This window comes from Cohnella cellulosilytica (assembly GCF_042431195.1).
GTDB classification, from domain to species: Bacteria; Bacillota; Bacilli; order Paenibacillales; family Paenibacillaceae; genus Cohnella; species Cohnella cellulosilytica.
Map to the genome: position 1 here is coordinate 188,549 of NZ_JBHMDN010000012.1, position 25,481 is coordinate 214,029.

Genomic DNA, 25,481 nt, shown 5'->3' on the forward strand with positions numbered 1-25,481 from the left:
GTCAAAATACGCCGCACGCGCCCGGCCCGCCCATAAAATCGAGGCCGCAGCCACCCTGCTCGCTGTACAAGTCGGCCACCTGCTCGCGATGGGCCGGCGGTATGACGAAGCGGTCGTCGTATTTGGCGATCGCGAGCAGCCGGTACATGTCCTCCACCGTCTGCACGCTCTGCCCGATCGTCTCCAGCAGAGCCGGATCGCTGACGCGCCCCGTCTGCTTGTTGCGCATATGAATGCGCATGACCGCCATTTTGCGCAGCACCTCGCGGATCAGTCCGGAATCACCCGCGGTCAGCAGGTTGGCCAAATAGTCGACCGGAATCCGCATGCTGTCGATCGCCGGAAAAATATCGTTCGGATCCAGCGCGCTGCCCTTGCCTTCGATTCGATTCGTGATCGGGCTCAGCGGGGGCACGTACCAAACCATCGGCAGCGTCCGGTATTCCGGATGCAGCGGCAGCGCGATCCGCCATTCCATGACCATCTTGTAGATCGGCGAACGCTGAGCGGCTTCGATCCAGTCCTCCGGAATGCCTTCCTTGCGCGCTTCCTTGATCACTTCGGGATCGTGTGGATCGAGGAAGATGCCCATCTGGGATTCGTACAGGTCCTGCTCGCTCTCCACCGAAGCGGCGGCTTCCACTTTGTCCGCGTCGTAGAACATCAAGCCGAGATACCGGATGCGTCCGACGCAGGTCTCGGAGCAGATCGTCGGCAGGCCGGCTTCGATGCGAGGGAAGCAGAGCGTGCACTTCTCCGCCTTGTTCGTCTGCCAATTGAAGTACACTTTCTTGTACGGGCAGCTCGACACGCAGAACCGCCACGCCCGGCACGCGTTCTGATCGACCAGCACGATGCCGTCCTCGTCCCGCTTGTACATCGCTCCCGACGGACAGGACGAGACGCAAGCAGGGTTGATGCAGTGCTCGCAGATGCGCGGCAAATACATCATGAACACCTGCTCGAAGTCCATCTTGACGGACTCCTCCAGGCCGCGCATGTTCGGATCTTCCATTCCCGTCACGTGCGCGCCCGCCAGGTCGTCCTCCCAGTTTGGTCCCCATTCGAGGTTCATGTACGAGCCGGTCACCGTCGATTTCGGCCGCGCCACCGGCTGATGCTTCTTGGCGGGACTGTTCGTCAGCTTCTCGTATTCGTACGTCCACGGCTCGTAATAGTCGTCGAGCGTCGGCTGGTCCGGGTTATGGAAAATGTTCAGCAGCCGCTTGCCCCGGCTTCCCGATTTCAGCTCCAGCTTGCCTTTCCTCAGCTCCCAGCCGCCCTTGTAGCGCTCCTGGTCCTCCCACTGCTTCGGATACCCGATGCCCGGCTTCGTCTCGACGTTGTTCCAGTACATGTATTCGGCGCCCGGACGGTTCGTCCACGTGTTTTTGCACGTTACGCTGCACGTATGGCAGCCGATGCATTTGTCCAGGTTCATGACCATGCCGACCTGAGCTTTAATCTTCAAGCCAGACCACCTCCTGCAGCTTCCGAATGATGACGTGCAAATCCCGCTGGTTGCCGGTCGGACCGTAATAGTTGAAGCCGTAGCTGAGCTGCGCGTAGCCGCCGATCATATGCGTCGGCTTGACGTGGATGCGCGTCGGGCTGTTGTGCGTGCCGCCCCGCGTCTGCGAAATTGGCGTGCCCGGCACGTTGATGTGCCGATCCTGGGCATGGTACATGAAAGCCATGCCGCGCGGAATCCGGTGCGAGACGACGGCGCGCGCGACGACGACGCCGTTGCGGTTGAAGCACTCGATCCAGTCGTTGTCGGTCACTTCGGCTTCTGCGGCGTCCTCGTAGTTCATCCACACCGTCGGTCCGCCGCGGAACAGCGTCAGCATCGGCAGAGCGTCGTAGTACATGCTGTGGATCGACCATTTGTTGTGCGGCGTCAAGTAGTTCAGGACGATTTCCTTGCCGCCTTCAATCGGCCGCTTGCTGTTCGGATGGAACGGCGTATGCTTCAGCGTCGGCTTGAACGTCGCCAGCGTCTCGCCGAATTCGCGCAGCATCTCGTGATCGATGTAGAACTGCTGCCGCCCCGTGAGCGTGCGCCACGGAATGAGGCGCTCCACGTTCGTCGTAAACGGGGAGTAGCGGCGTCCGCCCTTCTCCGAGCCGCTGAAGGCGGGAGAAGTAATGACCGTCTTCGGACGGGAGGTGATCTCCTCGAACGTGAAGCACTCTTCCGCGCGCTCTTCGGCCAGATCCTTCAGCTGCAGCGCGGTTTTCTTCTCCAGCGCTTCCCACGCCCTTACGGCCATATGGCCGTTCGTGGTTGAGGACAGCGTCAGAATCGCCTCGGCGACGCGGCGGTCGGTGCCCAGATCCGGACAGCCTTCCGCCAGCCCTTGCCGCACGGTGCCGAGAACCCGCTTCAGCTTGTCGTATTCCGGAGCGGCCGACCAGGAGATGCCCTTTGTTCCGATCGGTTTGTCTTTGACCAGCGGACCGAGCGCGACCATCTTCTCGTAGACGGTCCCATAGTCGCGCTGCACGACATGAAAGTGCGGCATCGTGCGGCCCGGAATCGGCTTGCACTCTCCCCGGCTCCAATCGCGAATGCGTCCGAGCGGCTGGGCCAGTTCGTCCGGCGAATCGTGCAGCAGCGGAGTCGCCACGATATCGTGCTGCGGCCGGTCGAACTGCTCCTTGGCCATCTCCGAGAACGTCCGGGCCAGCTCCTTAAAGATGTTCCAATCCGAGCGCGATTCCCATTGCGGGGACACCGCGGGATTAAACGGATGCACGAACGGATGCATATCCGTACTGCTCAGATCGCTCTTCTCGTACCAGGTCGCCGCGGGCAGCACGATATCCGAGTACAGCGCCGTGCCGGCCATCCGAAAGTCGAGATTGACCATCAAATCCAGCTTGCCTTCGGGCGCTTCCTCGGCCCAGGCGATCTCTTCCGGCCTAAAGCTGTTGGCGTCGTCGTTCAGCAAGCCGTTGGTGGCGCCGAGCAGGTGCTTCAGGAAGTATTCGTGGCCTTTGCCCGAGCTGGAAATCAGATTCGCCCGCCAGACGAACAGCACGCGCGGGAAGTTGACCGGATCGTCCGGCGCTTCGATCGAGAACTTCAGGTTCCTCGCTTGCAGCTGCCGGGCCACGTAGGCCGCGACTTCCTCGTTCGTGTCGGCTCCCGCTTTGCGGGCATCCCGGTACAGGTCGAGCGAGTTGCGGTCGAACTGCGGATAGGAGGGCAGCCAGCCCAATCTGGCGGCCATCACGTTGTAATCCGCTGCGTGCGCGTAACGCGCCTTCTCCGCGAGCGGCGAGATCAGGCTGTCTACCGACATTTCTTCGTAGCGCCATTGGTCGGTCGCGAAATAGAAAAACGACGTCCCGTTCTGCAGTCTCGCCGGTCCGCCCCAATCTCGCGCGAAGGCGATCGTCTGCCAGCCTTCCGCCGGGCGCAGCTTCTCCTGGCCGACATAGTGCGCCCAGCCTCCGCCGTTCACTCCCTGACAGCCCGTCATCACGACGAGGTTCAGAATGGCGCGGTAGATGACGTCGGAATTGTACCAGTGGTTAATGCCCGCTCCGACGATAATCATGGAACGTCCCTTCGTCTCGTCGGCGTTGCGGGCGAATTCGCGCGCGATCCGCACAACCTCGTCGCGATCGACGCCCGTGACGCTCTCCTGCCAGGCAGGCGTGAACGGTCTGCACTCATCCGCCGAACGCTCTCCGTCCAGCCCGCGATCGACGCCGTACTTGGCGAGCACCAGATCGTAGACGGTCGTGACGACGAGGGATTTGCCGCCGCTCACGATTCTTTTGACCGGTATCGTACGCGTCATCAGATGCCGGCCGTCGTCGTCGAAATACGGCAGCCGGATCGTCGCCGTCTCGTTATGAACGCCCAGCAGCGACAGTCTCGGGTCGATCGGCTGCTGCCCGTCCGCCGTCTCCATTCGCAGATTCCACGTGCCCTCCTCGCCCCAACGGAAGCCGAGGCTGCCCTTCGGCACGGCGAGCGCTCCGCTGTTGTCGTCGTACACGACCGTTTTCCACTGCATGTTGTTGCCCTTCTCGCCCAGATCGTCCGCGACGAGAAACCTCCCCGCAGAGTGAACTCCGTTGTTCTCCTCGATCAGAACGAGATTGGGGAAATCCGTATATTGCTTCGCATATTGAATGAAGTATTCGGTCGGGCTCTCGACGTAAAACTCCTTCAAAATAACGTGGCCCATCGCCATCGCCAGCGCGCCGTCCGTTCCCTGCTTGACCGACAGCCACGTATCGGCAAATTTGACGAATTCCGCATAGTCGGGGCTGACGGAGACGACCTTCGTCCCGCGGTAACGGACCTCGGCCAGGAAGTGGGCGTCCGGCGTTCTCGTCATCGGAAGATTGGAGCCCCAGACGACAATGTAGCCGGAGTTGAACCAGTCGCTGCTCTCCGGCACGTCGGTCTGATCGCCCCAGATTTGCGGCGAAGCCGGCGGCAAATCCGCATACCAGTCGTAAAAGCTGAGCAGCGGCGAGCCGACAAGCGACAGAAACCGGGACCCGGCGGCGTAACTGACCATGGACATCGCCGGAATCGGGGAAAACCCGATAATGCGGTCGGGGCCGTACTGCTTGATCGTATGAATCATCGACGCGGAGATAATCTGCGTCGCCTCGTCCCAGGAAGCACGCACGAGTCCCCCTTTGCCTCTGGCGGTTTTGTACTTCTTGACCAGCTCGGGATTGTCCGCGATGCTCGCCCACGCCCGCACCGGATCGCCTTCCCGGCGCAGCGCCTCCCGCCACAATTCCAGCAGCGCGCCGCGCACGTAAGGGTATTTCACCCGCAGCGGGCTGTACAAATACCAGGAAAAGCTGGCGCCCCGCGGGCAGCCGCGCGGCTCGAATTCCGGCATGTCCGGACCGGTGGACGGATAATCGGTCGCCTGGTTCTCCCAAGTGACGATGCCGTCCTTCACGAAAATTTGCCAGCTGCACGAGCCTGTGCAGTTGACGCCGTGCGTCGAGCGCACGACTTTATCGTGCTGCCATCGTCTGCGGTACATGTCCTCCCACTCGCGGCCGGCGGGCGACACCTCGCTCCAGCCGTCGGAATGCCGTTCCCGTTTGGCGAAATAGTTAAGCTTGCGCAATAGCGGCGTTCTCGACTTGCCCATCGTTCTCCTCCTTGTCCGGATGCGGGGCGAGTTCCCCAGAAATGTCTGATCCGCAACTGTAGTCCAATGTAGCATCGTGCGGATTCGACAAGCTGTGACCGACGTCACCCGTTCATAAATTCGACAAATGCCGTTACCCGCCGATTTGCGACATCCGCCTGGCCGTAGGCGCGCGCGACCGGTTTGCCCCGGCCAACGCAGCGGCCATCTCGTGCGTCTCCGGCTTCGCCTCCAGCGCCCGCCGGAACAGCGCCTCGATCGCCGCCGGATTGCCGGCATGCTTGCGCACGTTGTATTCGTCCGACCAATACAGGCAGGACTTGATGTTCCCGTCGGCCGTCAGACGCAGGCGGTTGCAGCTGCCGCAGAAATGATCGCTGACCGGACTTATGAGCCCGAAAGTTCCAGCGGCTCCATCCATGCGAAAGCTGCTGGCCGGACCGCTGCCGTATACGTCCCCGCAAGGCGAGAAGCTCCAGCCCAGCCTGCGGCAAGTGTCCAACACGTATTCGAGCGGCAAATATCCGGCTTTCCAGCCGGCGCTCTCGAAGCCGATCGGCATGTATTCGATGAAGCGGATATGAATCGGTTCCTCCCAGGTCATGCGCAGAAACTGCTCTACTTCGTCGTCGTTCGTCCCCTTCATCAGCACGACGTTCAGCTTGATCGGATCGAAGCCGACGCGGCGGCTCGCTCTGAGCCCTTCCAGTACTTTGCGGACATCGCCGCCCCGGGTGATTCTCGCATAGCAGTCCGGGTCGAGCGAATCGAGGCTGACGTTCACCCGGGTGACTCCGGCCTCCTTCAGCCGCTCGGCGAATGAAGCCAAATAAATTCCGTTCGTGGACAAGGCGATATCCTCGACGCCCGGAATTGCGGACAGCATGGCGACCAGGCGGTCGAGCTCCTTCCTGACCAGCGGCTCTCCTCCGGTAAGCCGCAGCTTCTTCACGCCGAGAGGGGCGAGCGTCGCAACGACCTCGGCGATCTCCTCGTAAGACATGATGCGATGTCCCGGTTCGAACCGCATGCCCTCCTCGGGCATGCAGTACACGCAGCGCAGATTGCAGCGATCCGTCACCGAGATGCGCAAGTAATCGTGCACTCTGCCGAATCCGTCAACCAATCGTTTCTCCACTCGCTTCACTCTCCTCGGGCCTGTCCTCCCATTCGTTCAGAACTTGCTTCATGCGAAGGCGTGCCTCCCGGACGATCCCTTCGATGTCCTCGCGGGAAGGCCGATCCAGATGAATGCCCGCCAGCACGGCGACGGTGCGGCGAAGAGCCGATGCCGCCGCCGCGGCCAGCTCGGCCGCCAGCCGATCCTCCCGATGACCGGGAAGCGTCAGGACGTCGACATGAACGGTCTCCTCTTCCCCGTTCGACCAGCGGGCCGTTGCCGCGGCACCGATATGCGCCGCTCCCCCGGTAACGAAAAATACGACGTCTTTTCCCATGCTGTAATGTCTGATCTCCACTTTTTGCGCCTGCTTCTCCTTCGTTCGGCCGCTTGTCATCCGCTTCTCGCCCTTCCGTTATCTAACGCCCCCTAAGTATAGGCAGGCGGATCGCCCCTTGCTGTGATCGCGATCACCGTCGTCCCGCCGAAGGCCTTCTGTCACAGACAATTCCCAACTCGCGGAAATCCGCCCTAGGTGTGATCGCGGTCACATGGGCCGCGCGGCGCCTGATCTATAATCGGGATCGTAAAGCCATTCACTCCTGAGGAGGTATGTAAAATGAGTTCATTTGCCGCTGCCGTCAACGCCACGGAGTACCCGCCGCACCTGAAGCACAAAGTCATTTTCGAAACGTTCGAACGGCTGGAGTCCGGCGAGGCCATGCTGCTCATTAACGATCACGACCCCGTCCCTCTCCGCTACCAGTTCGAAGCGAATCACGCGGAGCGTTTTACATGGGATTACATCGAGCGAGGGCCTGCGGTGTTCCAGGTCAGAATCGGGAAAATCTGATGGCGCGCGTCGATATTCTCGATGAGAGGACGATCAAGATTACGGTGGGCTTGGAGGACGCGGTCTCGATGGTTCGGGAAGCTTCCCGCGAGATCGCCGAGTACGCCTCCGAGATCGTAACCCTTTACGAGAAAATGCCGGAGTTTGACTATACGTATTTTTGTTTCTACGCCTACGACTCCGCCCGTTTGTTCGAGAAAATGCTCGGCGTCGATCCGAAGGACTACAACTCCTTTTCCCTGGACGCGCCCGACTCTTTCTTCTACTCGCTGTACGGCGGGATGGCGGGCTTGTACGAAGAGGCCAAAAGGCGGGAAATCAAATAGTCGGGAGGTGAACGCGCATGGACCGCAAGGACGCCAAAGTCGTCGAACTGGACGTCAGACCCCATCTTCGCAAGAAGCTGGAGCCGTTCCAATTGATCATGGACGCCGTAAAAAATCTCGGCAAGGACGACATCTTCGTCCTTCACGCCACCTTCAAGCCGGCGCCGCTGTTCGGGGTGCTCAAGATGAAGGGGTTGACGGGCAAAACCGAGCAGATCGGTCCCGAGCATTGGATTTCCACCTTCGTGTACAAGAAAAACAAGAGCTGGCTGAACGACGGGGCCGATGACGAGGCAAACGAGGAACTCGCCTCGGCAGCGGCGGATAGCGAACCCGTGCCGGCCGGAGAAGCGAAAGTCATTACGCTGGACAACCGCGGCCTGGAGCCGCCCAAGCCGATGATCCGCACGCTGTCCGCGCTCGACCGCTGCCGGTCGGGAGATGAAGTCCGCATTCATAACGACCGCGTACCGATGTTTCTGATCGAAGAGCTGCAGACGCTTGGCTACCCCTATACCGTAGAGGAGCAGCCGGACGGTTCGGCGAAGGTCCGCATACAAAAACCGTAAGGAGGCGAGAACGATGTCCCGTCTCCCCTTTCTGTTTATCGTAACCGGCATCGTCGGCTTCGCGCTGTTCCACGGAGCCTCCCTGCTGTCGCTGTCCGGCTGGCTCGGCGAAGAGCTGCGCGGTCCGGACGGCTGGTTTCACATCCATCTGTTCGTGCTCGGATGGGCGACCATGCTGGCGATGGGCGCCGTCTACCAGTTGATCAACGTCATCCTGCAATCCTCGCTGTACAGCGAACGTCTGGGTTACGTTCATTATGCGCTTTTCACCGTCGGACTGGCCGGTCTGCTCGTCGGCTTCGTTCGGGGAGACATTCACTGGATTGCGGCCTTCGCCTCGCTGGCGTTCTGCGGAATCGTCGCCTTCGCCTGGAATATCGGCGCGACCTTGATTCGCGCGGCGAAGTGGAACGCGATTACGATCAGCGCCGCCTCCGCGGTCGTCTGCCTGCTGCTGACCGGCTTGTCCGGGATGGCAATGGGCCTGAACTTCGCAACCGGAATATGGGCGAACGCTCACGACAATCTGTTCGGCGCGCACATCTGGCTCGGGACGGTCGGCTGGTTCGGCTTGTTGATTACCGGATTCAGCTACAAAATGCTGCCGATGTTTTATCTGTCTCACGAATATCCGATCAAGCTGCAAAGCGTCGTCCTGACGCTGTGGAACGCCGCGGTGCTGGTCGGAGCGCTGGCGTTCCTGGCCGACTGGGGCATACCGGCGCTCCGGCTTGCGCTTCTGCTGCTGGCGGCCGCGGCCGTCCTCTACAACGTTCACCTGCTGCAGATCAAGAAGAAGCGGCACAAGCGCACTCCCGGCTCGGGAATCAAGTGGTCGATGTACGCGAGCCAAGCTTTCGCCGTCATGACAATCGTCGCCTTCGCCTGTTCGGTTATCTATCCGGAGCGGACGCTGCACACCTCCGCCCTCGTCGTGGCAGGCTGGGCTTACCTGGGCGGCTGGGTTTCGTTTACGATTCTCGGCTACGCGTCCAAAATCGTCCCGTTCCTGTGGTGGACGCACAAATACGGAAAGCAGGCCGGCAAGCCCGGCACTCCGGTTATGGCCGATCTGCTGAGCGAGCGGAAGACGAATGTCGGCCTGGCCTCGATCGCCGCCTTCAGCCTTCTTCTACTCGGAGGATTGGCGGCGGGATCGACACCGTTGATTTCGATTGCCGGAACGGTTTTGTCTCTGCTCTCCATCGCTTACATTGCGCTCATCTCGCTCGTATTCGCCCGCTAATTTATATGGAATGGGGTTGATTCAAGTGGCACACAGTGAAGATCAGCTCCGCGAGCTTCTGAAAGAGGTTTACGATCCCGAGCTCGGCGTCAACATCGTCGATCTCGGACTGGTCTACGAAGTTCGCGACGAACCGGAACGCATCTACGTTAAAATGACGCTGACGACACCCGGCTGTCCGATGCACGATACGATCGCCGGAGGGGTCAGATGGGTGCTCGCGGAACGAACCGGCAAGGAAGACGTCAACGTCGACATCGTCTGGGAGCCGAGATGGTCTCCGCGCATGATGTCGACGGAAGCGAAAGAAATGCTGGGCTTTTCCTGAAGCGGAATTACGACAAAGCGGCTGCTTCGGTCGGCATAATTGCCGACTCTCAAGCAGCCGCTAATTCGTGCGCTTTCCTTTCGGTAGACGCTCAACCCTCGACGGTCCGCCGGTTCGAGCCGATGTCGCTGAACATGCCCGCATAGTTTTTCACTTCTTCGGCCTCGTTCCTGATCGCCGTGACGCTCAGCCATTCCAGGTAGATCTCCCCGTTTTTCCGCCGATTCCAGATTTCCCCCTGCCAATATCCTTTTTCCCGCAGGGAGCGCCACATCTCGTCGTAGAAGCCCTTGTCCTGCTTGCCGGACTTCAGAATGCTCGGCTTGCGGCCGACCGCCTCGTCCGCCGAATAGCCCGTAATCGCGGTAAACGCGGGGTTGACCGACGTAATGACGCCGTTCGTGTCGGTAATGAGAATCGCTTCGATCGTATTCTCCAGCACGTGGGCGGACAGCGTCAGCTTGTCCTGGAAAAACATCCAGTTGACGAGCACGAAGCTGGCCAGCGCGATCTGCGCAAGCGCCATGAATCCGATTGAATACTGGCCGGTCAAGCCGTAGATCGCCGTAAGCAGCAGCGGCGGGAAGAAGCCGCCCAAGCCCCCCATGGCCGAGATCATGCCGTTGGCGATGCCCGCCTGCTTGGTGAAGTAGAGCGGCACGAGCTTGAAGATCGTCCCGTTGCCGGTTCCCGCGCACAGCGCCACGGTCAAGCAGCCGACGGTATACAGCGCGATCGAAGGCGAGAAGGAGAGCAGGATAGCCGCAGCGGTCAAGCCCGCGAATACGAGCATCAAAATTTTGAACGGATTGTAGCGGTCGCCGAGCCAGCCTCCGATCGGTCTCATCGCCGTGGCCAGCGCGATAAATCCGGCCGTCCGCATGCCCGCGTCCACCTTGTCCAGATCGAAGTGGCTCACGAGAAAGTTCGGCAAGTACACCGTAAAAGCGACGAAGGAGCCGAACGTCAGAAAGTAGAACAGACACAGAAACCACAGCTTTTCGCTGCGCGATACCGCTTTGATCTGCTCCATGATCGGCGTGCGAACCGGCGTCTCCTTCCGGTCGCCAAGCAAGAAATTGCAGCCCGCCAGCAGCACCAGCGCGACGCTGTAGAGCATAACCGTTCTGGACCAGCCGATCGAGCTGGCCAGCGCCGGAGCTCCGAAGGCGGAGATCGCCGTCCCCAGATTGCCGATGCCGTAGATGCCGTTGACGAAGCCGTGCCGCTCCTTGGGGTAATACTTCGGCAGCGACGTCACCCCGACGGAGAATACCGCGCCTCCGATTCCGAGGAACGCGCCTCCCACGATCAGATCGCCGAAAGAATCCGCCCGACTGACCCAGAATACGGGCGCGAGCAGCAGCGCGAAGCTGATCATGAACAGCCTGCGCGCTCCATGACGGTTCGTCCAATAGCCGTACGGAATGCGCATGACCGAGCCGATCAGCACCGGAACCGCCGTTACCCAGGCGAGCTGCGACGAAGTCAGCTCGATGTCTTCTTTGATGTAAGGCATCAAGGAAGACAAGATTACCCATACCATGAATCCCAATACCAAGCTTACCGTTTGCAGCGGCAGTTGAACCTTTTTTGCGTCCTGCATTCGCGTTGCCCCTCTCCTCTATGCCCACCAGGCCGTTTCGTAATTCAATGTACCATCGATAGGCATAGGTGCACTGTGATGCGGGTCACCGCGGCGAAGGAATCGTCAACGGCTTCGAGCCCTTTCTGAATCGCAAACAAAAAAACGACCGGCTTGCCCCAAGCGGGAGAAGCTAGTCGTTTCTGGCTCTGGCGAAAAACAGCAGCAGGAACGATACGGCGATCATCGACAGCGTCCATGCCCAGGCCATCGTCGCGTTGCCCGAGTCTACGGCTATGTAGATCGCGGTCGGCGTCGTCTGGGTTCGACCCGGAATATTCCCGGCGATCATCAGCGTGGCGCCGAATTCGCCGAAGCCCCGGGCGAATCCAAGAACGTAGGCCGTTACGAAAGAACGGTAGGCCAGCGGCAGCGTAATGTAGGCGAACACCTGGCGCTCGTTCGCGCCGCTGGAGCGCGCCGCCTCTTCCAGGCCTTTGTCGACGGACAGGAACCCCGTCTTCATCGTCTGGTAGACAAGCGGGAAGGCGACGACGACCGAAGCGATCACCGCCGCCCACCAGGAGAAGACGATCGGAGCGGCGAACAGCCACTCCGCGAACTTCCCAATCCAGCTTCTTCTCCCCAGACTGACGAGAAGCAGAAACCCTACGACCGTCGGAGGCAGGACGAGCGGCAGCATGAACGCCGTCTCGAGCAGCGTCTTTCCTCTGAACGAACGCCGGGTCATCCACCTTGCCGCGCCTACGCCCAGCGCCATCGCCGCGACGCTGGACAAGAGCGCGACCCGCAGCGACAGCGCGATGGGCGACCAGAACGCTTGCCAATCCAAATCTCCGATCATTTGGCCGCGGGAACGGAGAAGCCGTATTTCACGAACACGTCCAGAGCGGCTTGCGATTGAAGGTAATCGTACAGGACGGCCGCTTGATCGGCGTTCTTCGTCGCCTTCACGATGCCGATCGGATATTCCACCGGCGTGTACGAGGCCGGATCGACGGAGAACGCGATGCCGACTTTATCCGAAGTGAGCGCATCGGTCTTGTAGACGAAGCCCGCTTCCGCGTTGCCGGTCTCCACGTACTGGAGCACCTGGCGAACGTCCTTCGCCTGCACCAGCTTCGGCTGCAGCCCGTCCCACAGCTGCGCGTTCGTCAGCGCTTCTTTGGCGTAGCTGCCGGCCGGAACGCTCTCGGGAATGCCGATGGCGACCTTCTTGACTTCGTCCTTCGCCAGATCGGCCGCGCTTGCAATGGCGGCTTTGCCGTCTGTCGGCACGACCACGACCAACTCGTTGTTCAGCAGATTCGTCTGCCGATCCGCGTCGATCAGTTGCTTGTCGACCAGCGCCTGCATATTTTTGGTCGCCGCGGATATGATCAGGTCCGCCGGAGCCCCCTGCTCGATCTGCTGCTGCAGCGCTCCGGACGCGCCGAAGTTAAACGCGAGCTTGATATCCGGATGCGCCGTTTCGAACAGCGGCTGGATTTCGTTCAGCGCGTCGGTCAGGCTCGCAGCCGCCGATACGGTAAGCTCGACCTGCTTCGCCGGAGCCGATTTGGAATCGGAATTCGAACCGCAAGCGACAAATACGACAGACATGACGACAGCAAGCAGCAGAACCATACTTTTTCTATTCAATTGACGCATTCTTTCTCTCCACCCCTATGTTTAGTTATAATTAGATCTAATTGATGATTATAAACGTGTCGGATTAGATTGTAAATCAAGCGAAGACCGATGCGCATCTGGTCGGAACGAATACTATCTTCGCTTATTTATCCGAAAACAGAAGTGATGGCCATCACAAAACCCGAATTAATTATATTAAAATATATTTAGATATAACTATCTATAACTTCACAGCGAAAAAGCTCCTTGCCGGCCATTCGTGCCGGGCAGGAGCTTTACGTTTTGACTCGATGGCGAATCGTCCGGATGCGTTCCTCCGGGACGCGTTACTTCAGCAGAGCTTTCAGCACGTCGTCCACCTTGATGCTGTTCGCGATCGGACCGTCGTTCATCCAATGGAACATTTCGACTTCATGCAGATTTCCTTTTTGAACGGCGGGAACGTTTTTCCACAGCGGATGGCTTTTGAATTCCTTGGCGTCGTCTTCTCCGGGCTTGTCGTACGTGATGAAAATATGATCGGCATCGAAATCCGGAATCATCTCCGCCGAGATCAGAGGAGCGGAGTTGTCCTCCCCCCATGCGAATTCCTTGATCAGCTTGGACGGCTGCAGGCCCAAATCTCCGTACAGCACGTCGGCGGAGAAGTTGCTTGGACCGCCGTAAATTTGAATGCGCTCGGCCCTCGTAAATCGAATGAACATGACGGTTTCGTCGCCCAGAACCTGCTTCAGCGACTCGCGGGCTTCGGCTGCTTTGCCCACGTAGTCGTTCAGCCATGCCTCCGCCTGCTCCGGCCTGCCGATCACGTCGGCCACCTTTTTCAACGTGTCCTTCCATCCGTCCTCGCCGCTGAACACGTAAGTGGGAGCGATTTTGGCAAACTGCTCGTATCTCCCTTCCTGAGCGTAGGCCGGATAAGCGAGCAGGATCAGCTCGGGCTTCTCCTGAAGAATCAATTCCAAATTAATGCTCCCCGTGCTGATCGCCGGCAGGTCGCCGACTCGATCTTGCAAATACGGCAAGGGACGGGTCCCGTACATCGTCTGCGTCAGCGGTTTGACGCCCAGGGCCAGCAGAAAGTCGTCCAGATAGACTCCGACGATGCGCTCCGGGGCTCCCGTTACTTCCATTGTGCCGAACTCGTGCGTATAGGAACGGGCCTCTCCGCCCGGAGCTTCGGACGCCGCCTCTGTCGAAGGAGCCGGATCGACTTCGGCGCTTGGCGCGGCCGATTCCGCTTGTTTGCTTGCTTCCGCCTGCACGCCCGGCTCCGCTTGCTCATCCTGGCGGCCGCATGCGGTCGCCAATACGGCCGTCATGAGCACGATCAAAATCAGATAAAACCCGACGCGTTTGTTAGTGTTTCTCTTGTCCACTGTGTGTTCTCCCTCGTCCTTTTGTCATTGATTATCATTCTCAATGACAGTGTAGCACGGGCTGAAACCTCATCTCCATGAACGATTGTACGTTCATTTTTGCACGATTGTTGGCAGCTCCCGGCTGGAAGGAACAAGACAGCGGACCGCGTCCTGCAGCTTCAACCGATGGGCGATAATGCCGAAAGTCATCCAAATGTCGAAACGGACCTCGTAGCAGCGGCCGGCTTGCACGACAGGCAGGCTCCTCCATCCGGGCTCATTCGCCAACTCGTCCCAATACGATCGGCCCGCCGGGTCCACGACAAGGAACAGGTGATCCGTCTGCAATTCGAACAGAACTTCCGGAGCGACGGGAGTATAGCCGGAGGGCTTGTCCCATGCAAGCTGCAGCACGGATTCGGAAGGCTTCAGACCGAGATCCTGGTACAATACGGTTCCCGAATAACCGCCCGGTCCCCCGTACAGACGAATACGCCTGTCGTTGCATATCCGAATCAGAGCGACCGTCTGATCGCCGATCTCCGTCAGCTGCGTTCGGGCGGATTGCAGCACCTGTTCGTGGTGGGAAATCAGCGCTTCGGCCTGCGGCAGCCGGTTCAGCAGTTGTCCGATAATGCGGACGCCATGCTCCCAATGGTGAAGACCTTTGCGTATGCTGTACGTGGGCGCGATTTCGGAAAAGCGGTCGAATCTGCCGTCGCCGCCGTACGCGTGATGTCCGAGAATAATGAGATCGGGCCTGGCGTCGGCAATCTCGCCGAAATCGAACGAGAGCAGCGACCATTCGTCCACGCCGTTCAAATAAGCGTTCAAGTAGCTTTGACGGAAGCTGTTTCCGACGCATTTCAGGACGGGTTTGACGCCAAGCGCGATCAGGAAATCTTCGACGTACAGCCCCACGACCCGAATCGGGCCGAACGGGCGGTCGGGCGGATCGGCCGCCAGGCCAAGCGACTGCATATGCAGCGGAAACGGCTGGGAAACGTCAACATGCTTGGCGAAATGCCGACGCGCAAACTCCTTGGGCGACACGCCGATGACCTGCTTGAATTGCCTGCTGAAGTAAAACTCGTTGCGGTAGCCTACGCTTTCCGCGATTTCCCGCAATTTGCGGTCGCTGAACAGCAGCTGCTTCTTGGCATGGCGAATTCGGATTTCCGTCAGCATCTCCATCGGGCTCTTGCCCGTCTCTCTTTTGAAAATGAAAGAATAGTGCGAGGGGCTCATGTTCGCCGCCTTGGCGAGCTCTTCCCGCGTAATCTGCTGTCCGTAGCCTCGTTCCATCAACCTTACCGTCTCTTGAATCGCTTCCCTCAACTCCCGGCTTTCCCGGCGCTCTATACGGGACTTCCACATTTTCGACAGGATGTCGAGAAAACGAATCGAATGGGCGAACGTCAAATATTCCTGCAGCCCGTCCTCCTGCCTTTCCGCGTCCATCCAGCGTCCGATCTCTTGAGCCAGATGGTTGTCCAGCAAGCCGGAAACCGGGAAAATCGCCGGCTCCATGACGACGGAAGCCGTGCCGCCAACCGCTTCGTCTCCCTCCGCCCGTTCGACGCGCCAAACGTCGAACTCGACCGCTCGGCAGCGCAGCGGCTGCTCTCCCTCGTCGCAAATCCGCGCCCATTCTCCGGGGAGCAGCAGCCAACAGCTGTCCCGAAACAGGACCGCATCGGCTTGCTCCCTTACCAGCCGCGCCCTGCCGGCGTCGACCAGAACAATCAAATGCTTTCTCGAGCGGCCTTCCGGGAGCACATCAGCCAGAAGCGCCTCCGACAATTCTCCCGTTCGCGTTACCGTCGCATGTATAACGCCGCCTTGATATGCCGAACCTGAGCGTCCGTTCTTCATTCGCATTCACCGACCTCAAAATCTCGCAAACTATTGACGTTCCTTGTTCAAGATGCCCAAATAAGCGATCCACGGTCCGACGTCTTCCCGGTATCGCTCGGCCATCACCCGGACGATCTGGGCGATGTGCGTCAGATCGTGCGCGACCCATGTCGACGCCAGTTCCCTGGCCTTGACCGCTCCGAAGGCGGGATGCGTGCCGAGCGCTTCCAGCCGCTCCTCCGAATCGATCAGTTCCTTCAGCTTGGCTGTGTTCTGCAGCCGGATCTCCCTAAACTCGCGCAGCTTTCGGTCGATGGAAGCATCCGCGGCCCCATTCAAGTGGGAATAACGGTCAAACGGCGGGAACGGCTTGCCCTCTCCTTCCCGGAGAAGCCATTCCAGCCGGGGAATCCAGTTCGTCCGCTCCCCTTCGATCAGGTGCGCCACGACCTCGGACGCGTTCCACGTCCCTTCCCCTTCGTTGCAGCTCAGCCAGTCCTCGGACAAGCCCGACAGCAGCGCCTCCAGCGTCGCCGGCGTGCGCTCCAGCATTTCGATTGCCTGCTCCAGCCTGAAATTCATCGTACCGCTCCCTCCGGCTATTCGGCTTCGTCCAGCCGCGCGAACAGAATGTGGTCGAGGGCGACCGGAATGCCCGCCTGCCGTCTGAGCGCGCTGTTGATCTGCCCGCGATGGTAGTGGCCGTGAAGCGCGACGTGGATGAGAATGTCGCGAATCGAGGTGCGGAATTTCGCTCCGCTCTGGTTGGCGTAGTCGAGCATGCGATCCAGATCCGCTTCCGCCAAACCTTCGATATAGCGTTTGTAGCGCTGCTCGTTGTCCCGGGCGAGCGGCTCCAGCGAAGCGACGTCGCTTTCCTCCCACAACGTCAGATGCGCGCTGCTCTTCCCTTCCAGCCGCGTCACCCACACCTGCTCCGCGATCAGCAGATGGCGAAACAGCCTGCCGATCTCCCCGTTCTCGTCGGAGTGCCCGCGAAGACCCGCCAGAAGCGCGTCGTCGGCCCAGTACATATGATCCATCATGCGTCGTATCGTCTGCATCCCTTTTTCCTCCGATCCGGTTCGTCTCTCTTTTCCCCATGCCCTCTCGCCCGCCCTCCGTATCGGACGGTCAAGACGCTTACGTCCATCTTGCCGCCCACAGCTTCATCTCGTGGCAGATGACGTGCAGGTCCTGCCCCTTGGGCGTGAGCGTGTATTCCACGGCAACCGGGACGGTCGGATAGACGACCCGCTCAAGGACGCCCTGCTCCTCGAGATGACGGAGCGTGCTCGTCAAGGCGCGGGGACTGACGTTCGGAATTTTGCGCTGCAGCTCCCCGAAGCGAAGCGTTCCGCAGAACAGCTCGCGAATGACCAGGAACGCCCATTTTCCCCCGAGCACGTCCAGCGTTTTTTCGATATTGCACTCGATGTGCACCGGATTTTTCGGAATATAGCTGCTCGCTTTTTTAACTGAACTCATCCAGCTTCTACCTCCAAGCCTGTTACTATCCTTAAATATAGTAGCTATCCTGCTTATAATTAAGTGAAAAACATTTCACTTCTTCAAATTGTATACGAACTTTTATAGAATGAGAAGGCAACAACCCGAATTCAAGGAGGTTATTGAAAATGAAATATCGTAGACTGGGCGGCAGCGGACTTAAAGTCAGCGAAATCAGCTTGGGCAGCTGGCTTACATATGGCGGATACGTGGAACGGGAAAACGCCGTGAACTCGATCAAGACGGCGTACGACCTCGGCATCAACTTTTTCGATACGGCCAACGTGTACGAGAGAGGCGCGGCGGAGGAACTGGTCGGCAAGGCGTTAAAGGAATATCCCCGCGAATCCTACGTGCTGGCGACCAAAGCGTTCTGGCCGATGGGCGACGGTCCGAACGACCGCGGCCTGTCCCGCAAGCATGTCATTGAGCAGGCCAACGCAAGCTTGAAGCGTCTGGGCCACGACTACGTGGACATCCTCTACTGCCACCGTCACGACCCGGAGACGCCGCTGTACGAAACGCTGCGCGCGATCGACGATCTCGTTCGCCAGGGCAAGGTGCTCTACGTCGGCGTAAGTGAATGGCAGGCTTCCCAGATCGCCGAAGCGCTCGGCGTCGCCGACCGCTATTTGCTCGATCGCATCGTCGTTAACCAGCCGGTATACAATATGTTCGAGCGCTATATCGAGAAGGAAGTCGTTCCGCTCAGCGATCGCTCCGGCATCGGGCAGGTCGTCTTCTCGCCTCTGGCCCAGGGCTTGCTCACGGGCAAATATTCGTCGGCGTCCGACATTCCGCAGGACAGCCGCGCCGCGAAGCTGGATTGGGTGCGCAAAGGCATTACCGAGGAGAAAATCGCCAAGGTGAAACAGCTGGAAGGCATCGCGAAAGAGCTGGACCTCTCCGTAGGCAATCTCGCTCTGGCGTGGATTTTGCGCCTGAACAACGTAGCGAGCGCGCTCGTCGGCGCCAGCCGTCCGGAGCAGGTGACGGAGAACGCCAAGGCGTCCGGCGTCGAGCTGAGCCAGGACGTTCTGGACCGTATCGAAGAAATTCTGAAATAGGAGACGAACGTTTATGGCTAAAGTTGTCGTCACAGGCGGAAGCGGCATGCTCGGAATCTGGGTCGTCCGTCATTTCGCCGAGCAAGGCTACGAGGTGCTGAACGTCGATACCCGCCGTTCGGACGCGCTCGACTGCCCGACCCTTATCGCTAACCTGGAGGACCTCGGCGAGACGTACGGCGTATTGGCCGGCGCCGACGCCGTCGTCCACCTGGCGGCCATTCCGGCCGCCCATATTCGCACGCCGGAAGTCACCTTCCGCAACAACGTCATGTCGACCTACAACGTGCTGGAAGCGGCGGCGGGCCTCGGCATCCGCAAGGCGGTCATCGCCTCCAGCGAATCGTCGTACGGCCTCGTGTTCGCCGTCCATCCGCCCGCGCCGCAGTATGTTCCGTTGGACGAATCCCATCCCCAGCTTCCCGAAGACAGCTACGGCCTGTCCAAGGTGGTCAACGAGAAGACCGCGGAGATGTTCCACCGCCGCACGGGCATGCAAATCGTCTCCCTGCGTCTGGGGAACGTCATCCCGCCGGAATGGTACGCGCGGTTTCCGGGATTCATTCACAAGCCGGAGGCGCGCGAACGCATCCTCTGGAGCTACATCGACACGCGCGACGCCGCCTCGGCCTGCCGGCTGGCCATCGAGACGGACGGGCTTGGCGCGGTCGCTCTGAACATCGCCGCGGACGATTCCAGCATGGCGATTCGCAGCCGCGAGCTGCTGGCGGCAAGCTATCCCGGAGTGACGGACATCCGCGCTCCTCTCGAAGGCTTCGAAACGCTGTTTGACAACGGCAAGGCCAAACGCCTGCTCGGCTGGCAGCCGCAGCATCGCTGGCGCGACGAAGTCGGACAATAGCTCAGATCGGCTCCAAAAAAGCGCAGTCCGGAGGCCATTCGTGCCCCGAACTGCGCTTTTTTTCATGCACGGCTAAGTATACGCATACGACTTGCGGCAACGGGACCGTCTCCCGCTTTCTTTACCAGGCGTAAGCTTTCGGAGCGGATCCGCCGGGGCCCGGGAAAATCTCGTCGATCCGCCGCAGCACGTCGTCCGTCAATTCAAGCTCGACGACGCGCAGAGCGCCTTCGAGCTGCTCGAGCGTGCGCGGGCCGATAATCGGCGCGGTCATCGCCGGATGAACGAGCGTCCAGGCGAGCGCGACGTTCGCCTCGCTCTCTCCGATGTCGCGGCACAGCGCCTCGAACGCTTCCAGCTGCGCGCGGTGGCGCTCTACGCGCTCCGGATTGCCGGCCCGCTTGGAGCCTGCGACCGGCTTCAGCGCGTGCCCGCTCAGCAGACCGCCGTCCAGCGGGCTCCAGGCGATCACGCCGATGCCCAGCTCCTCCGCCGCAGGCAGCACCTCGAGCTCGGGCAAGCGGCAGAGCAGGCTGTACTTGTGCTGCTCGCTCACCAGGCCGAGCGTACGGCTCGCCTTCGCTTCGTACTGCGCTTTGACCAGATCGCGGCCGGCGAAGTTGCTGGAGCCGACATAACCGATTTTGCCCTGATGAATCGCGACGCCGAACGCCTCCCACAGCTCGTCCCAACCGACGCTGCGATCGACGTGATGCATTTGATACAGCTCGATATGATCGGTCTGCAGCCGCTTGAGCGAGCCTTCCAGATGCCGGCGAAGCTTGTAGGCGGACAAGCCGCCTTCGCCGTTCGGTCCGTCCGTCTCGTCGCTCATATCGCCGTAAAACTTCGTGGCCAGCACGACTTTCTCGCGCCTTCCTCCGCCTTGAGCGAACCAGCGGCCGATAATTTCCTCGGTTTTGCCGGCGTTTTTGCCCCAGCCGTAGACATTGGCCGTATCGAAGAAATTGATGCCCGCGTCCAGCGCGGCGTCCATAATGCGATAGGCTTCCTTCTCGTCCGTATCGACTCCGAAGTTCATCGTTCCCAGACAGAGCTTGCTGACCTTCAGGCCGGATCGGCCCAGACGGGCGTATTTCATACTTTCACGCACCTCTCCTCGAGTTGGCTTCCCTATCTATTGTAACTTTCAATAATATATCGATTCAAGAAAGCGTTGCGGAATTTGCCCTGCGGATCGTAACGGCCGATCAACTCGCGGAATTCCGGCAGTTTCCGATAGAACGACTGCACGCGGGACGGCTCCATCGTGAACAGCTTGGCCCAATGAGGGCGGGCGCCGAACGGCTCCAGCCTGCTCTCGATCAGCGGCAGCACCTGCCGCACCGCCTCCCAGTCCCGCTTCCACGTAAAATGAATGCCCGCCGAACGCTGCCTGTAGCACGGGCTCATCCACAGCTCGTCCGCCGCGATCGCGCGGGTCTCGCAGACGTAGAGCAGCGGGGCGATTTGCTCTCTCAGATCGGAGATCGCGGATAAAGCCGGATAGATTTGCTCGCGCGGAACGAAATATTCGCTCTGCAGCTCCTCCCCCGAGCTTGGCGTAAACGCCATCTTGAAATGGGCCAGCCGCTCGTGCCACGGTCCGGGAACGCCCATCTGCTCGCTGCAATTGTGCGCCGGCTGTCCCGGCACGGGATGACGGGGCCCGTCCGCCCGCGTCGCGCCGAAGCGCTCGGGTCCGGCCGCGTCCGGATTGCCGTCCGTCGTTTTTCGCTTGACCCAGACTTGATTTATCGCCGCGTCCTTCCAGTTCGTGAACAGGCTGACGCTGTAGCCGCCGGCGAAGATGTCGTCGACGTGCTTCTCCAGCTGCGCGAGAGGCAAATTTTCATAGACGACCTGGCTGATCTCGAAGGCGGGAACAATGTCCAGCGTCAGCTTCGTCACGACGCCCAGGGCGCCCAGCCCGACGACCGCTCCGGCCAGGTCGTCGTCCGGCCCGCCCCGCGACAGCGCCACCGTCTCTCCGTTCGCGGCGACAAGCTCCATCGCCGTTACCGCCGCCGAGAGGCTGGCGTTGCCGTCCCCCGAACCGTGCGTAGCCGTCGCTACCGCGCCCGCCACGCTAATGTGCGGCAGCGAAGCCAGATTGTGCAGCGCATAGCCGTTGTCGTGCAAATAGCCGCACAGCTCGCCGTAGCGAATGCCCGCTTCGACCGTAACCGTTTCGTTCTCCCGGTCCAGGCCGACGACCCGATTCAGCTTGGCGAGCGATACGTGGCTTCCTTCGGTATCGGCTATGCCGTTAAAAGAATGACGCGTGCCGATCACCTTGACTTTGCGGCTGCCGGCGACCAGCTCCTGAATTTGTTCTACGCTGTCGGGAACACAGAGCTCCGAGGCGCCAAACTTGTAGTTTCCCGCCCAATTCCATTCCTTTGCCACGCTTTCACGCTCCCTATCCGACTTAGGCCCGCTCTCTCTCCGTTATCGCGGCGAGATAGCCGCCAACGCTAGTATATCAAGCGCAGACCGTTCGCAATAGAGGCTATCCCTTCAAAATTGGTAGGAGACAATACTCTCGACCGTACCGCCGGCAGGGACATACTTCAAAGCATACGACGCCGAATCTTCGTTCCAGTAAGCCAGTCTCGACACGGAGGCGTACAGCGTATCCCTCATAATGTAGCGGATATTCGTCAATTGTGTTCCGTCCAGCTCCGCCTGATACAAGTTGTCGTAGCTCTCGTCCCGCGTATGGAACAGCAGCTTTTTCCCGTCCGGAGCAAGGCTGAAGGAGATGCCGACATCCTGGTTGCCTACGGTTGTGCCTAGCACGAGCGTCGAGACCGCCTTGGTCTGCGGCTCGTAGACGAACAATCCGTTTTGCCCGTCGTAGGTTCCGTCGAACAGCAGCTTGCCGTCCGACAAAAAGCGATATTGCCCGATCGAATCGTACGCTTTGCCTCCGGGGAAATCCAAGTAGAGTCTTACCTTGTTCTCATCCGGCGAATATTTGTAAATCGCGTTCCTCTCATCACCAAACGAACCGGCCACATAGATGTTGCCGTCAAAATAATACGGAGTTCCGTAGCTGTGGCTTTTCTTTTCCGTGTCGAACTGCTCCTTCACATTCAACCATTTCGCTTGCCCGGTTGTCACGTGGATCAGGCCGACTTTTCCGGGAACGCCGCCGATCACGTACTCTCCCTCCGCGTCCGCAAAGCTCCATTGGGAGTTCTCGTCCGCGCCGTCCAGCTCGAACGTCTCCCCGCTCTGCAAGTCACTGACATAAGGCCGTCTATCCCGATCATGCAGCGCTCTGTGTCCGTTTGCGGACACTTCCGCGGCAGGCGTATCGATCAGCTTTTCGGCTCGGTCCAGGCTCGCCAAGCTTGTCCGGTATACGCCGTCCTCCCGGTTATACAGTACGCTGCCTTCACGAACGTTCAACAGGTCCGCGAAGCGCACCTCTTCCGCCAGCGGAGTCTGCTCGCCCTGAATCAAGGGAAGCTTCCTGGCCTGAAGCTCCATTTTGACGTCGCTGCTCAGAATAAAGCCGCTTTCTCCGGCGAGCCCGCTCGCCTGCGCGGCGCATCCGGACAGTACGAGCGCCAGTGCGGCCGCTCCCGCCCATCGGCCGATGCGCCGCGCGCTTCGTTGTTCGTATCTTTTAGCCATCCTTATCCATCCCTTTCTATATCGTCTGCAGCGATCGACATCGCGGATACCGCGTCCGCCGCACTTTAAATCTACCGCGCGGATATGGCCAAATTAGGCGGAATTATTGCCGACTTGTATCCGCAGCGGCAGCCGCACCGCAAGGACGACTGCGGAAGGCGACAGGCTCAGCTCGATTGAGCCGCAGTGCAGCTCGACAATTCGCTTGCAGATCGCCAGCCCGAGCCCGACGCTGCCCTGCTCCCGGGAGTACGCCGAGCCGCTGCGATAGAAAGGCTCGAACGCTATGTCCGCTTCGAAGCGATGGCGCGGATCGATCTCGTTGACGACCGTCAGCACCGCCTCGACTCCGTCGGACGACAGCTCGGCCTCGATGACGCTGCCGAGTTTGCCGTATTTAATTGCATTGTCCAACAGATTGTCCCATACTTTGCGCAGCTCGTCGGCGTCACCGTTTACGCTCAACGACTCCAATCGGCAGTGAATGCGCTGCTCGCGCTCCTGCGCCTTCAGCCGCATCGCCTCTGTGGCGTCGGCAAACGATTCCTGCAGCGAGACGACGTCGTCCCTGCGGCCAGCCGTGTCGAACTCACGTCTGGAATGTTCGATAATATCCAGCATCATCCGGTGCAGACGCTGCGACTCCCGATGAATGCGGCATGCGGCGTTCTGCCGAAATTCCGCGTCATCGAAATCGGACGCCTGCAAAATTTGCGCATAGCCGGAGATGGTCGTCAGAGGCGTTTTCAATTCATGAGTAACGTTGCGAAAAAAATCCCGGCGATTGCTCTCCAGGACGACGACCTTGTTTCTCTCCGTCTTAAGCGCCTCCATCTGCTCCTCCAGCTTCTCTCTCATCTCCATAAAGCTGTTCGTCAGCACTGCGATTTCGTTGTTCGCCGAAGAGACGCGCAGCGAGCCGAAGCGTCCTTCGCCAAACTGCCGCATCGCGACTGCCAGTTCCGACAGCGGACGGGTCAGCCTGCGCGCGAACGACCAAGCAAGTCCGACCAGCAGCGTCCACAGCGCAAGCAAGAAGCCGACCAAGCTCCTCAGCACGATCGTATCTCTGCGAAACGTCTCGGAGTAGTCCGCAGTCAAGCGCAGAAATCCAGCCGTCTCATCCAGCACATATAGCGGAAGCGTCAGAACGGCCATACTCTTCTCGTTGTCATGACGAAGGCTTACGACAGACTGGTTCTGCGCGGCGGCGGCCAAATCGGCGGCCGCCGAATGCTGCAACGCCGGGGACGGCTTGGTCTGCACGAGCACGTACCCGCCGTCCATTGGCAAGCTTTCCGCCCGGAACGTCCCGTCCGCAGCGTAATAGGCCGTCCGTACGCTGCCGTTCAGACTGAGTCCGCGGATAAGCGCCTCCGGATATCCGGAGGCCGACTTCGGACGCACATCGTTAAGCGCCGAGTAATACTCGATATGATCGTACACGAACGATTGCAGACGCTTCATTTCGTCGAGAATCGCGGCTTGCGTATGCTGCTTTAGCAGATGGGACATATAGCCGTAGAAGCCAAATACCGCCACCGAGAACAGCAGCGCGAATCCGAACAGGAATTTGCGCCGCAGGGGGCCGCGGCCTTCGCGCAGCTTACGGCGCCGCTCCTCCTTCAGCATCTCCGACTCCTCCCCCGCCATTTGTAGCCGACGCCGAACACTGTCTCGATGAGAGATTCATCCAGCTTTTTGCGAATTCGCTGAACATGGACGTCGACTGTGCGCACATCTCCGTCGTAGTCCATCTCCCAGACACGGTCCAGAATCTCCTCCCGGGAAAACACCCGATTCGGGTGGTCGCGGAACAGCAGCAGCAACTCGTATTCCTTCGGCTTTAGCTTGATCGGCTGCCCGTCCCGGAAGACCGCGTGGCCGGATCGATCCAGCTCCAGCTTGTCCGACAGCACGATAAGACGAGGCGGCCGCGAGCCTCCGTCCCGCTCGATGTCCCTTCTTCGCAGTACCGCCTTTATGCGGGCGATCACCTCGCGAATTTCGAACGGCTTGGTTATATAATCGTCCGCGCCCAACTCCAGACCGAGCACCTTGTCTACCAGATCATGACGCGCCGTCAGCAGCAGAATCGGAATTCGCGCGTTCGCGGATACCGCTCTGCATAGGTCAAAGCCATCCGCATCAGGCAGATTGACGTCCAGCAGCAGGACGTCCGGCGCGAACCGCTCAAGCAGCTCCATGCCCTCCTCGCCCGTCGCGGCGGCCTTGACATGAAAGCCTTCCCGCCGCAGCGCATAGACGAGAATATCGCGAATCGATTCCTCGTCTTCAATCGCCAGCACCTTGATTGCATCCGTCAACGGCAATGCTCCTTTATCCGCGAATGGGTTAA

The 25,481-nt window shown here is 59.9% G+C and carries 24 protein-coding genes; 7 read left to right on the top strand and 17 right to left on the bottom strand.

Translation table 11 applies throughout. The features are described 5' to 3' along the window. Position 1: 1 nt before the first annotated feature. The 4 genes from narH to lpdD all read right to left on the bottom strand — a co-directional run bounded on the left by narH (position 2) and on the right by lpdD (position 6,658). Complete coding sequence (narH, locus tag ACFFT4_RS09260) at positions 2-1,471, bottom strand: nitrate reductase subunit beta (protein ID WP_378046989.1); 1,470 nt, start codon at positions 1,469-1,471, stop codon at positions 2-4. Continuing rightward, on the bottom strand, positions 1,461-5,141 hold the full coding sequence (locus tag ACFFT4_RS09265) for a nitrate reductase subunit alpha (RefSeq protein WP_378046991.1): 3,681 nt from the start codon (positions 5,139-5,141) through the stop codon (positions 1,461-1,463). The genes narH and ACFFT4_RS09265 overlap by 11 nt, the downstream gene beginning before the upstream one ends. A 133-nt stretch (positions 5,142-5,274) precedes the next feature. Next, a complete protein-coding gene (gene moaA / locus ACFFT4_RS09270; RefSeq protein WP_378046993.1) occupies positions 5,275-6,279 on the bottom strand; it encodes a GTP 3',8-cyclase MoaA in 1,005 nt (334 codons plus the stop codon). Next, positions 6,260-6,658, bottom strand: a complete 399-nt coding sequence (lpdD, locus tag ACFFT4_RS09275; RefSeq protein ID WP_378046995.1) for a prenylated flavin chaperone LpdD — start codon at positions 6,656-6,658, stop codon at positions 6,260-6,262. The genes moaA and lpdD overlap by 20 nt, the downstream gene beginning before the upstream one ends. Positions 6,659-6,880: 222 nt before the next feature. Between lpdD and ACFFT4_RS09280 the strand changes: the two genes are divergently transcribed. From ACFFT4_RS09280 to ACFFT4_RS09300, 5 genes are read left to right on the top strand one after another with little or no spacing between them, the layout of a single operon-like run. Then, on the top strand, positions 6,881-7,114 hold the full coding sequence (locus tag ACFFT4_RS09280; protein WP_378046996.1) for a DUF2249 domain-containing protein: 234 nt from the start codon (positions 6,881-6,883) through the stop codon (positions 7,112-7,114). Continuing rightward, a complete protein-coding gene (locus tag ACFFT4_RS09285; RefSeq protein WP_378046997.1) occupies positions 7,114-7,440 on the top strand; it encodes a hypothetical protein in 327 nt (108 codons plus the stop codon). The genes ACFFT4_RS09280 and ACFFT4_RS09285 overlap by 1 nt, the downstream gene beginning before the upstream one ends. Positions 7,441-7,457: 17 nt before the next feature. Further along, on the top strand, positions 7,458-8,009 hold the full coding sequence (locus tag ACFFT4_RS09290) for a DUF2249 domain-containing protein (RefSeq protein ID WP_378046999.1): 552 nt from the start codon (positions 7,458-7,460) through the stop codon (positions 8,007-8,009). 13 nt (positions 8,010-8,022) lie between these two features. Further along, positions 8,023-9,255 (top strand): hypothetical protein, encoded by a 1,233-nt coding sequence (locus tag ACFFT4_RS09295; protein WP_378047000.1) that lies wholly within the window; start codon positions 8,023-8,025, stop codon positions 9,253-9,255. 25 nt (positions 9,256-9,280) lie between these two features. Then, positions 9,281-9,583 carry a metal-sulfur cluster assembly factor gene (locus ACFFT4_RS09300; RefSeq protein WP_378047002.1) on the top strand — a complete coding sequence of 101 codons (303 nt, stop codon included), beginning with the start codon at positions 9,281-9,283 and terminating at the stop codon, positions 9,581-9,583. Positions 9,584-9,674: 91 nt separating this feature from the next. Here the strand turns inward: ACFFT4_RS09300 and ACFFT4_RS09305 are convergent, their stop codons facing one another. The 8 genes from ACFFT4_RS09305 to ACFFT4_RS09340 form a co-directional block, all read right to left on the bottom strand. Beyond that, entirely contained in the window at positions 9,675-11,189 is a 1,515-nt protein-coding gene (locus tag ACFFT4_RS09305) for a nitrate/nitrite transporter (protein ID WP_378047004.1), read from the bottom strand. Positions 11,190-11,361: 172 nt separating this feature from the next. After that, the gene (modB, locus tag ACFFT4_RS09310; RefSeq protein ID WP_378047006.1) at positions 11,362-12,033 is read right to left on the bottom strand and encodes a molybdate ABC transporter permease subunit; all 672 of its coding nucleotides are present in this window, start codon (positions 12,031-12,033) and stop codon (positions 11,362-11,364) included. After that, the gene (gene modA / locus ACFFT4_RS09315) at positions 12,030-12,839 is read right to left on the bottom strand and encodes a molybdate ABC transporter substrate-binding protein (protein ID WP_378047008.1); all 810 of its coding nucleotides are present in this window, start codon (positions 12,837-12,839) and stop codon (positions 12,030-12,032) included. Before modA ends, modB begins: the two co-directional genes overlap by 4 nt. 308 nt (positions 12,840-13,147) lie before the next feature. Further along, positions 13,148-14,200 carry an ABC transporter substrate-binding protein gene (locus ACFFT4_RS09320; protein ID WP_378047010.1) on the bottom strand — a complete coding sequence of 351 codons (1,053 nt, stop codon included), beginning with the start codon at positions 14,198-14,200 and terminating at the stop codon, positions 13,148-13,150. 93 nt (positions 14,201-14,293) lie between these two features. After that, entirely contained in the window at positions 14,294-16,057 is a 1,764-nt protein-coding gene (locus ACFFT4_RS09325; protein ID WP_378047012.1) for a helix-turn-helix domain-containing protein, read from the bottom strand. Between the two features lie 30 nt (positions 16,058-16,087). After that, positions 16,088-16,621, bottom strand: a complete 534-nt coding sequence (locus tag ACFFT4_RS09330) for a DinB family protein (protein WP_378047014.1) — start codon at positions 16,619-16,621, stop codon at positions 16,088-16,090. Between the two features lie 17 nt (positions 16,622-16,638). Continuing rightward, entirely contained in the window at positions 16,639-17,103 is a 465-nt protein-coding gene (locus tag ACFFT4_RS09335; RefSeq protein ID WP_378047015.1) for a DinB family protein, read from the bottom strand. 79 nt (positions 17,104-17,182) lie between these two features. Continuing rightward, entirely contained in the window at positions 17,183-17,527 is a 345-nt protein-coding gene (locus ACFFT4_RS09340) for a winged helix-turn-helix transcriptional regulator (protein ID WP_378047017.1), read from the bottom strand. Between the two features lie 149 nt (positions 17,528-17,676). On the opposite strand from ACFFT4_RS09340, the gene ACFFT4_RS09345 reads away from it, so the two are divergent. After that, positions 17,677-18,615: an aldo/keto reductase family protein gene (locus ACFFT4_RS09345; protein WP_378047019.1), complete on the top strand. Its 939-nt coding sequence runs from the start codon at positions 17,677-17,679 to the stop codon at positions 18,613-18,615. Positions 18,616-18,628: 13 nt separating this feature from the next. After that, positions 18,629-19,477 carry an NAD-dependent epimerase/dehydratase family protein gene (locus ACFFT4_RS09350; RefSeq protein WP_378047021.1) on the top strand — a complete coding sequence of 283 codons (849 nt, stop codon included), beginning with the start codon at positions 18,629-18,631 and terminating at the stop codon, positions 19,475-19,477. 121 nt (positions 19,478-19,598) lie between these two features. Here the strand turns inward: ACFFT4_RS09350 and ACFFT4_RS09355 are convergent, their stop codons facing one another. From ACFFT4_RS09355 to ACFFT4_RS09375, 5 genes are all read right to left on the bottom strand, one after another. Then, complete coding sequence (locus ACFFT4_RS09355; RefSeq protein ID WP_378047023.1) at positions 19,599-20,579, bottom strand: aldo/keto reductase; 981 nt, start codon at positions 20,577-20,579, stop codon at positions 19,599-19,601. A gap of 32 nt (positions 20,580-20,611) precedes the next feature. Then, positions 20,612-21,886, bottom strand: a complete 1,275-nt coding sequence (locus ACFFT4_RS09360; RefSeq protein ID WP_378047025.1) for an FAD-binding protein — start codon at positions 21,884-21,886, stop codon at positions 20,612-20,614. Between the two features lie 111 nt (positions 21,887-21,997). Then, positions 21,998-23,122 (bottom strand): TolB family protein, encoded by a 1,125-nt coding sequence (locus ACFFT4_RS09365; RefSeq protein WP_378047027.1) that lies wholly within the window; start codon positions 23,120-23,122, stop codon positions 21,998-22,000. 93 nt (positions 23,123-23,215) lie between these two features. Beyond that, a complete protein-coding gene (locus ACFFT4_RS09370; protein ID WP_378047029.1) occupies positions 23,216-24,754 on the bottom strand; it encodes a sensor histidine kinase in 1,539 nt (512 codons plus the stop codon). Beyond that, positions 24,748-25,449, bottom strand: a complete 702-nt coding sequence (locus ACFFT4_RS09375) for a response regulator transcription factor (protein ID WP_378047031.1) — start codon at positions 25,447-25,449, stop codon at positions 24,748-24,750. Before ACFFT4_RS09375 ends, ACFFT4_RS09370 begins: the two co-directional genes overlap by 7 nt. Positions 25,450-25,481: the final 32 nt, after the last annotated feature.

What these genes read in the sequence shown, in the direction of transcription:
- ACFFT4_RS09340 (WP_378047017.1), bottom strand. Translation starts at nt 17,527, where the DNA reads ATGAGTTCAGTTAAAAAAGCGAGCAGCTATATTCCGAAAAATCCGGTG.
- ACFFT4_RS09365 (WP_378047027.1), bottom strand. Translation starts at nt 23,122, where the DNA reads ATGGCTAAAAGATACGAACAACGAAGCGCGCGGCGCATCGGCCGATGG.
- ACFFT4_RS09335 (WP_378047015.1), bottom strand. Translation starts at nt 17,103, where the DNA reads ATGCAGACGATACGACGCATGATGGATCATATGTACTGGGCCGACGAC.
- ACFFT4_RS09290 (WP_378046999.1), top strand. Translation starts at nt 7,458, where the DNA reads ATGGACCGCAAGGACGCCAAAGTCGTCGAACTGGACGTCAGACCCCAT.
- ACFFT4_RS09305 (WP_378047004.1), bottom strand. Translation starts at nt 11,189, where the DNA reads ATGCAGGACGCAAAAAAGGTTCAACTGCCGCTGCAAACGGTAAGCTTG.
- ACFFT4_RS09280 (WP_378046996.1), top strand. Translation starts at nt 6,881, where the DNA reads ATGAGTTCATTTGCCGCTGCCGTCAACGCCACGGAGTACCCGCCGCAC.
- ACFFT4_RS09345 (WP_378047019.1), top strand. Translation starts at nt 17,677, where the DNA reads ATGAAATATCGTAGACTGGGCGGCAGCGGACTTAAAGTCAGCGAAATC.
- modA (WP_378047008.1), bottom strand. Translation starts at nt 12,839, where the DNA reads ATGCGTCAATTGAATAGAAAAAGTATGGTTCTGCTGCTTGCTGTCGTC.
- lpdD (WP_378046995.1), bottom strand. Translation starts at nt 6,658, where the DNA reads ATGACAAGCGGCCGAACGAAGGAGAAGCAGGCGCAAAAAGTGGAGATC.
- ACFFT4_RS09285 (WP_378046997.1), top strand. Translation starts at nt 7,114, where the DNA reads ATGGCGCGCGTCGATATTCTCGATGAGAGGACGATCAAGATTACGGTG.
- ACFFT4_RS09330 (WP_378047014.1), bottom strand. Translation starts at nt 16,621, where the DNA reads ATGAATTTCAGGCTGGAGCAGGCAATCGAAATGCTGGAGCGCACGCCG.
- ACFFT4_RS09350 (WP_378047021.1), top strand. Translation starts at nt 18,629, where the DNA reads ATGGCTAAAGTTGTCGTCACAGGCGGAAGCGGCATGCTCGGAATCTGG.
- ACFFT4_RS09355 (WP_378047023.1), bottom strand. Translation starts at nt 20,579, where the DNA reads ATGAAATACGCCCGTCTGGGCCGATCCGGCCTGAAGGTCAGCAAGCTC.
- ACFFT4_RS09295 (WP_378047000.1), top strand. Translation starts at nt 8,023, where the DNA reads ATGTCCCGTCTCCCCTTTCTGTTTATCGTAACCGGCATCGTCGGCTTC.
- ACFFT4_RS09370 (WP_378047029.1), bottom strand. Translation starts at nt 24,754, where the DNA reads ATGCTGAAGGAGGAGCGGCGCCGTAAGCTGCGCGAAGGCCGCGGCCCC.
- modB (WP_378047006.1), bottom strand. Translation starts at nt 12,033, where the DNA reads ATGATCGGAGATTTGGATTGGCAAGCGTTCTGGTCGCCCATCGCGCTG.
- ACFFT4_RS09325 (WP_378047012.1), bottom strand. Translation starts at nt 16,057, where the DNA reads ATGAAGAACGGACGCTCAGGTTCGGCATATCAAGGCGGCGTTATACAT.
- ACFFT4_RS09265 (WP_378046991.1), bottom strand. Translation starts at nt 5,141, where the DNA reads ATGGGCAAGTCGAGAACGCCGCTATTGCGCAAGCTTAACTATTTCGCC.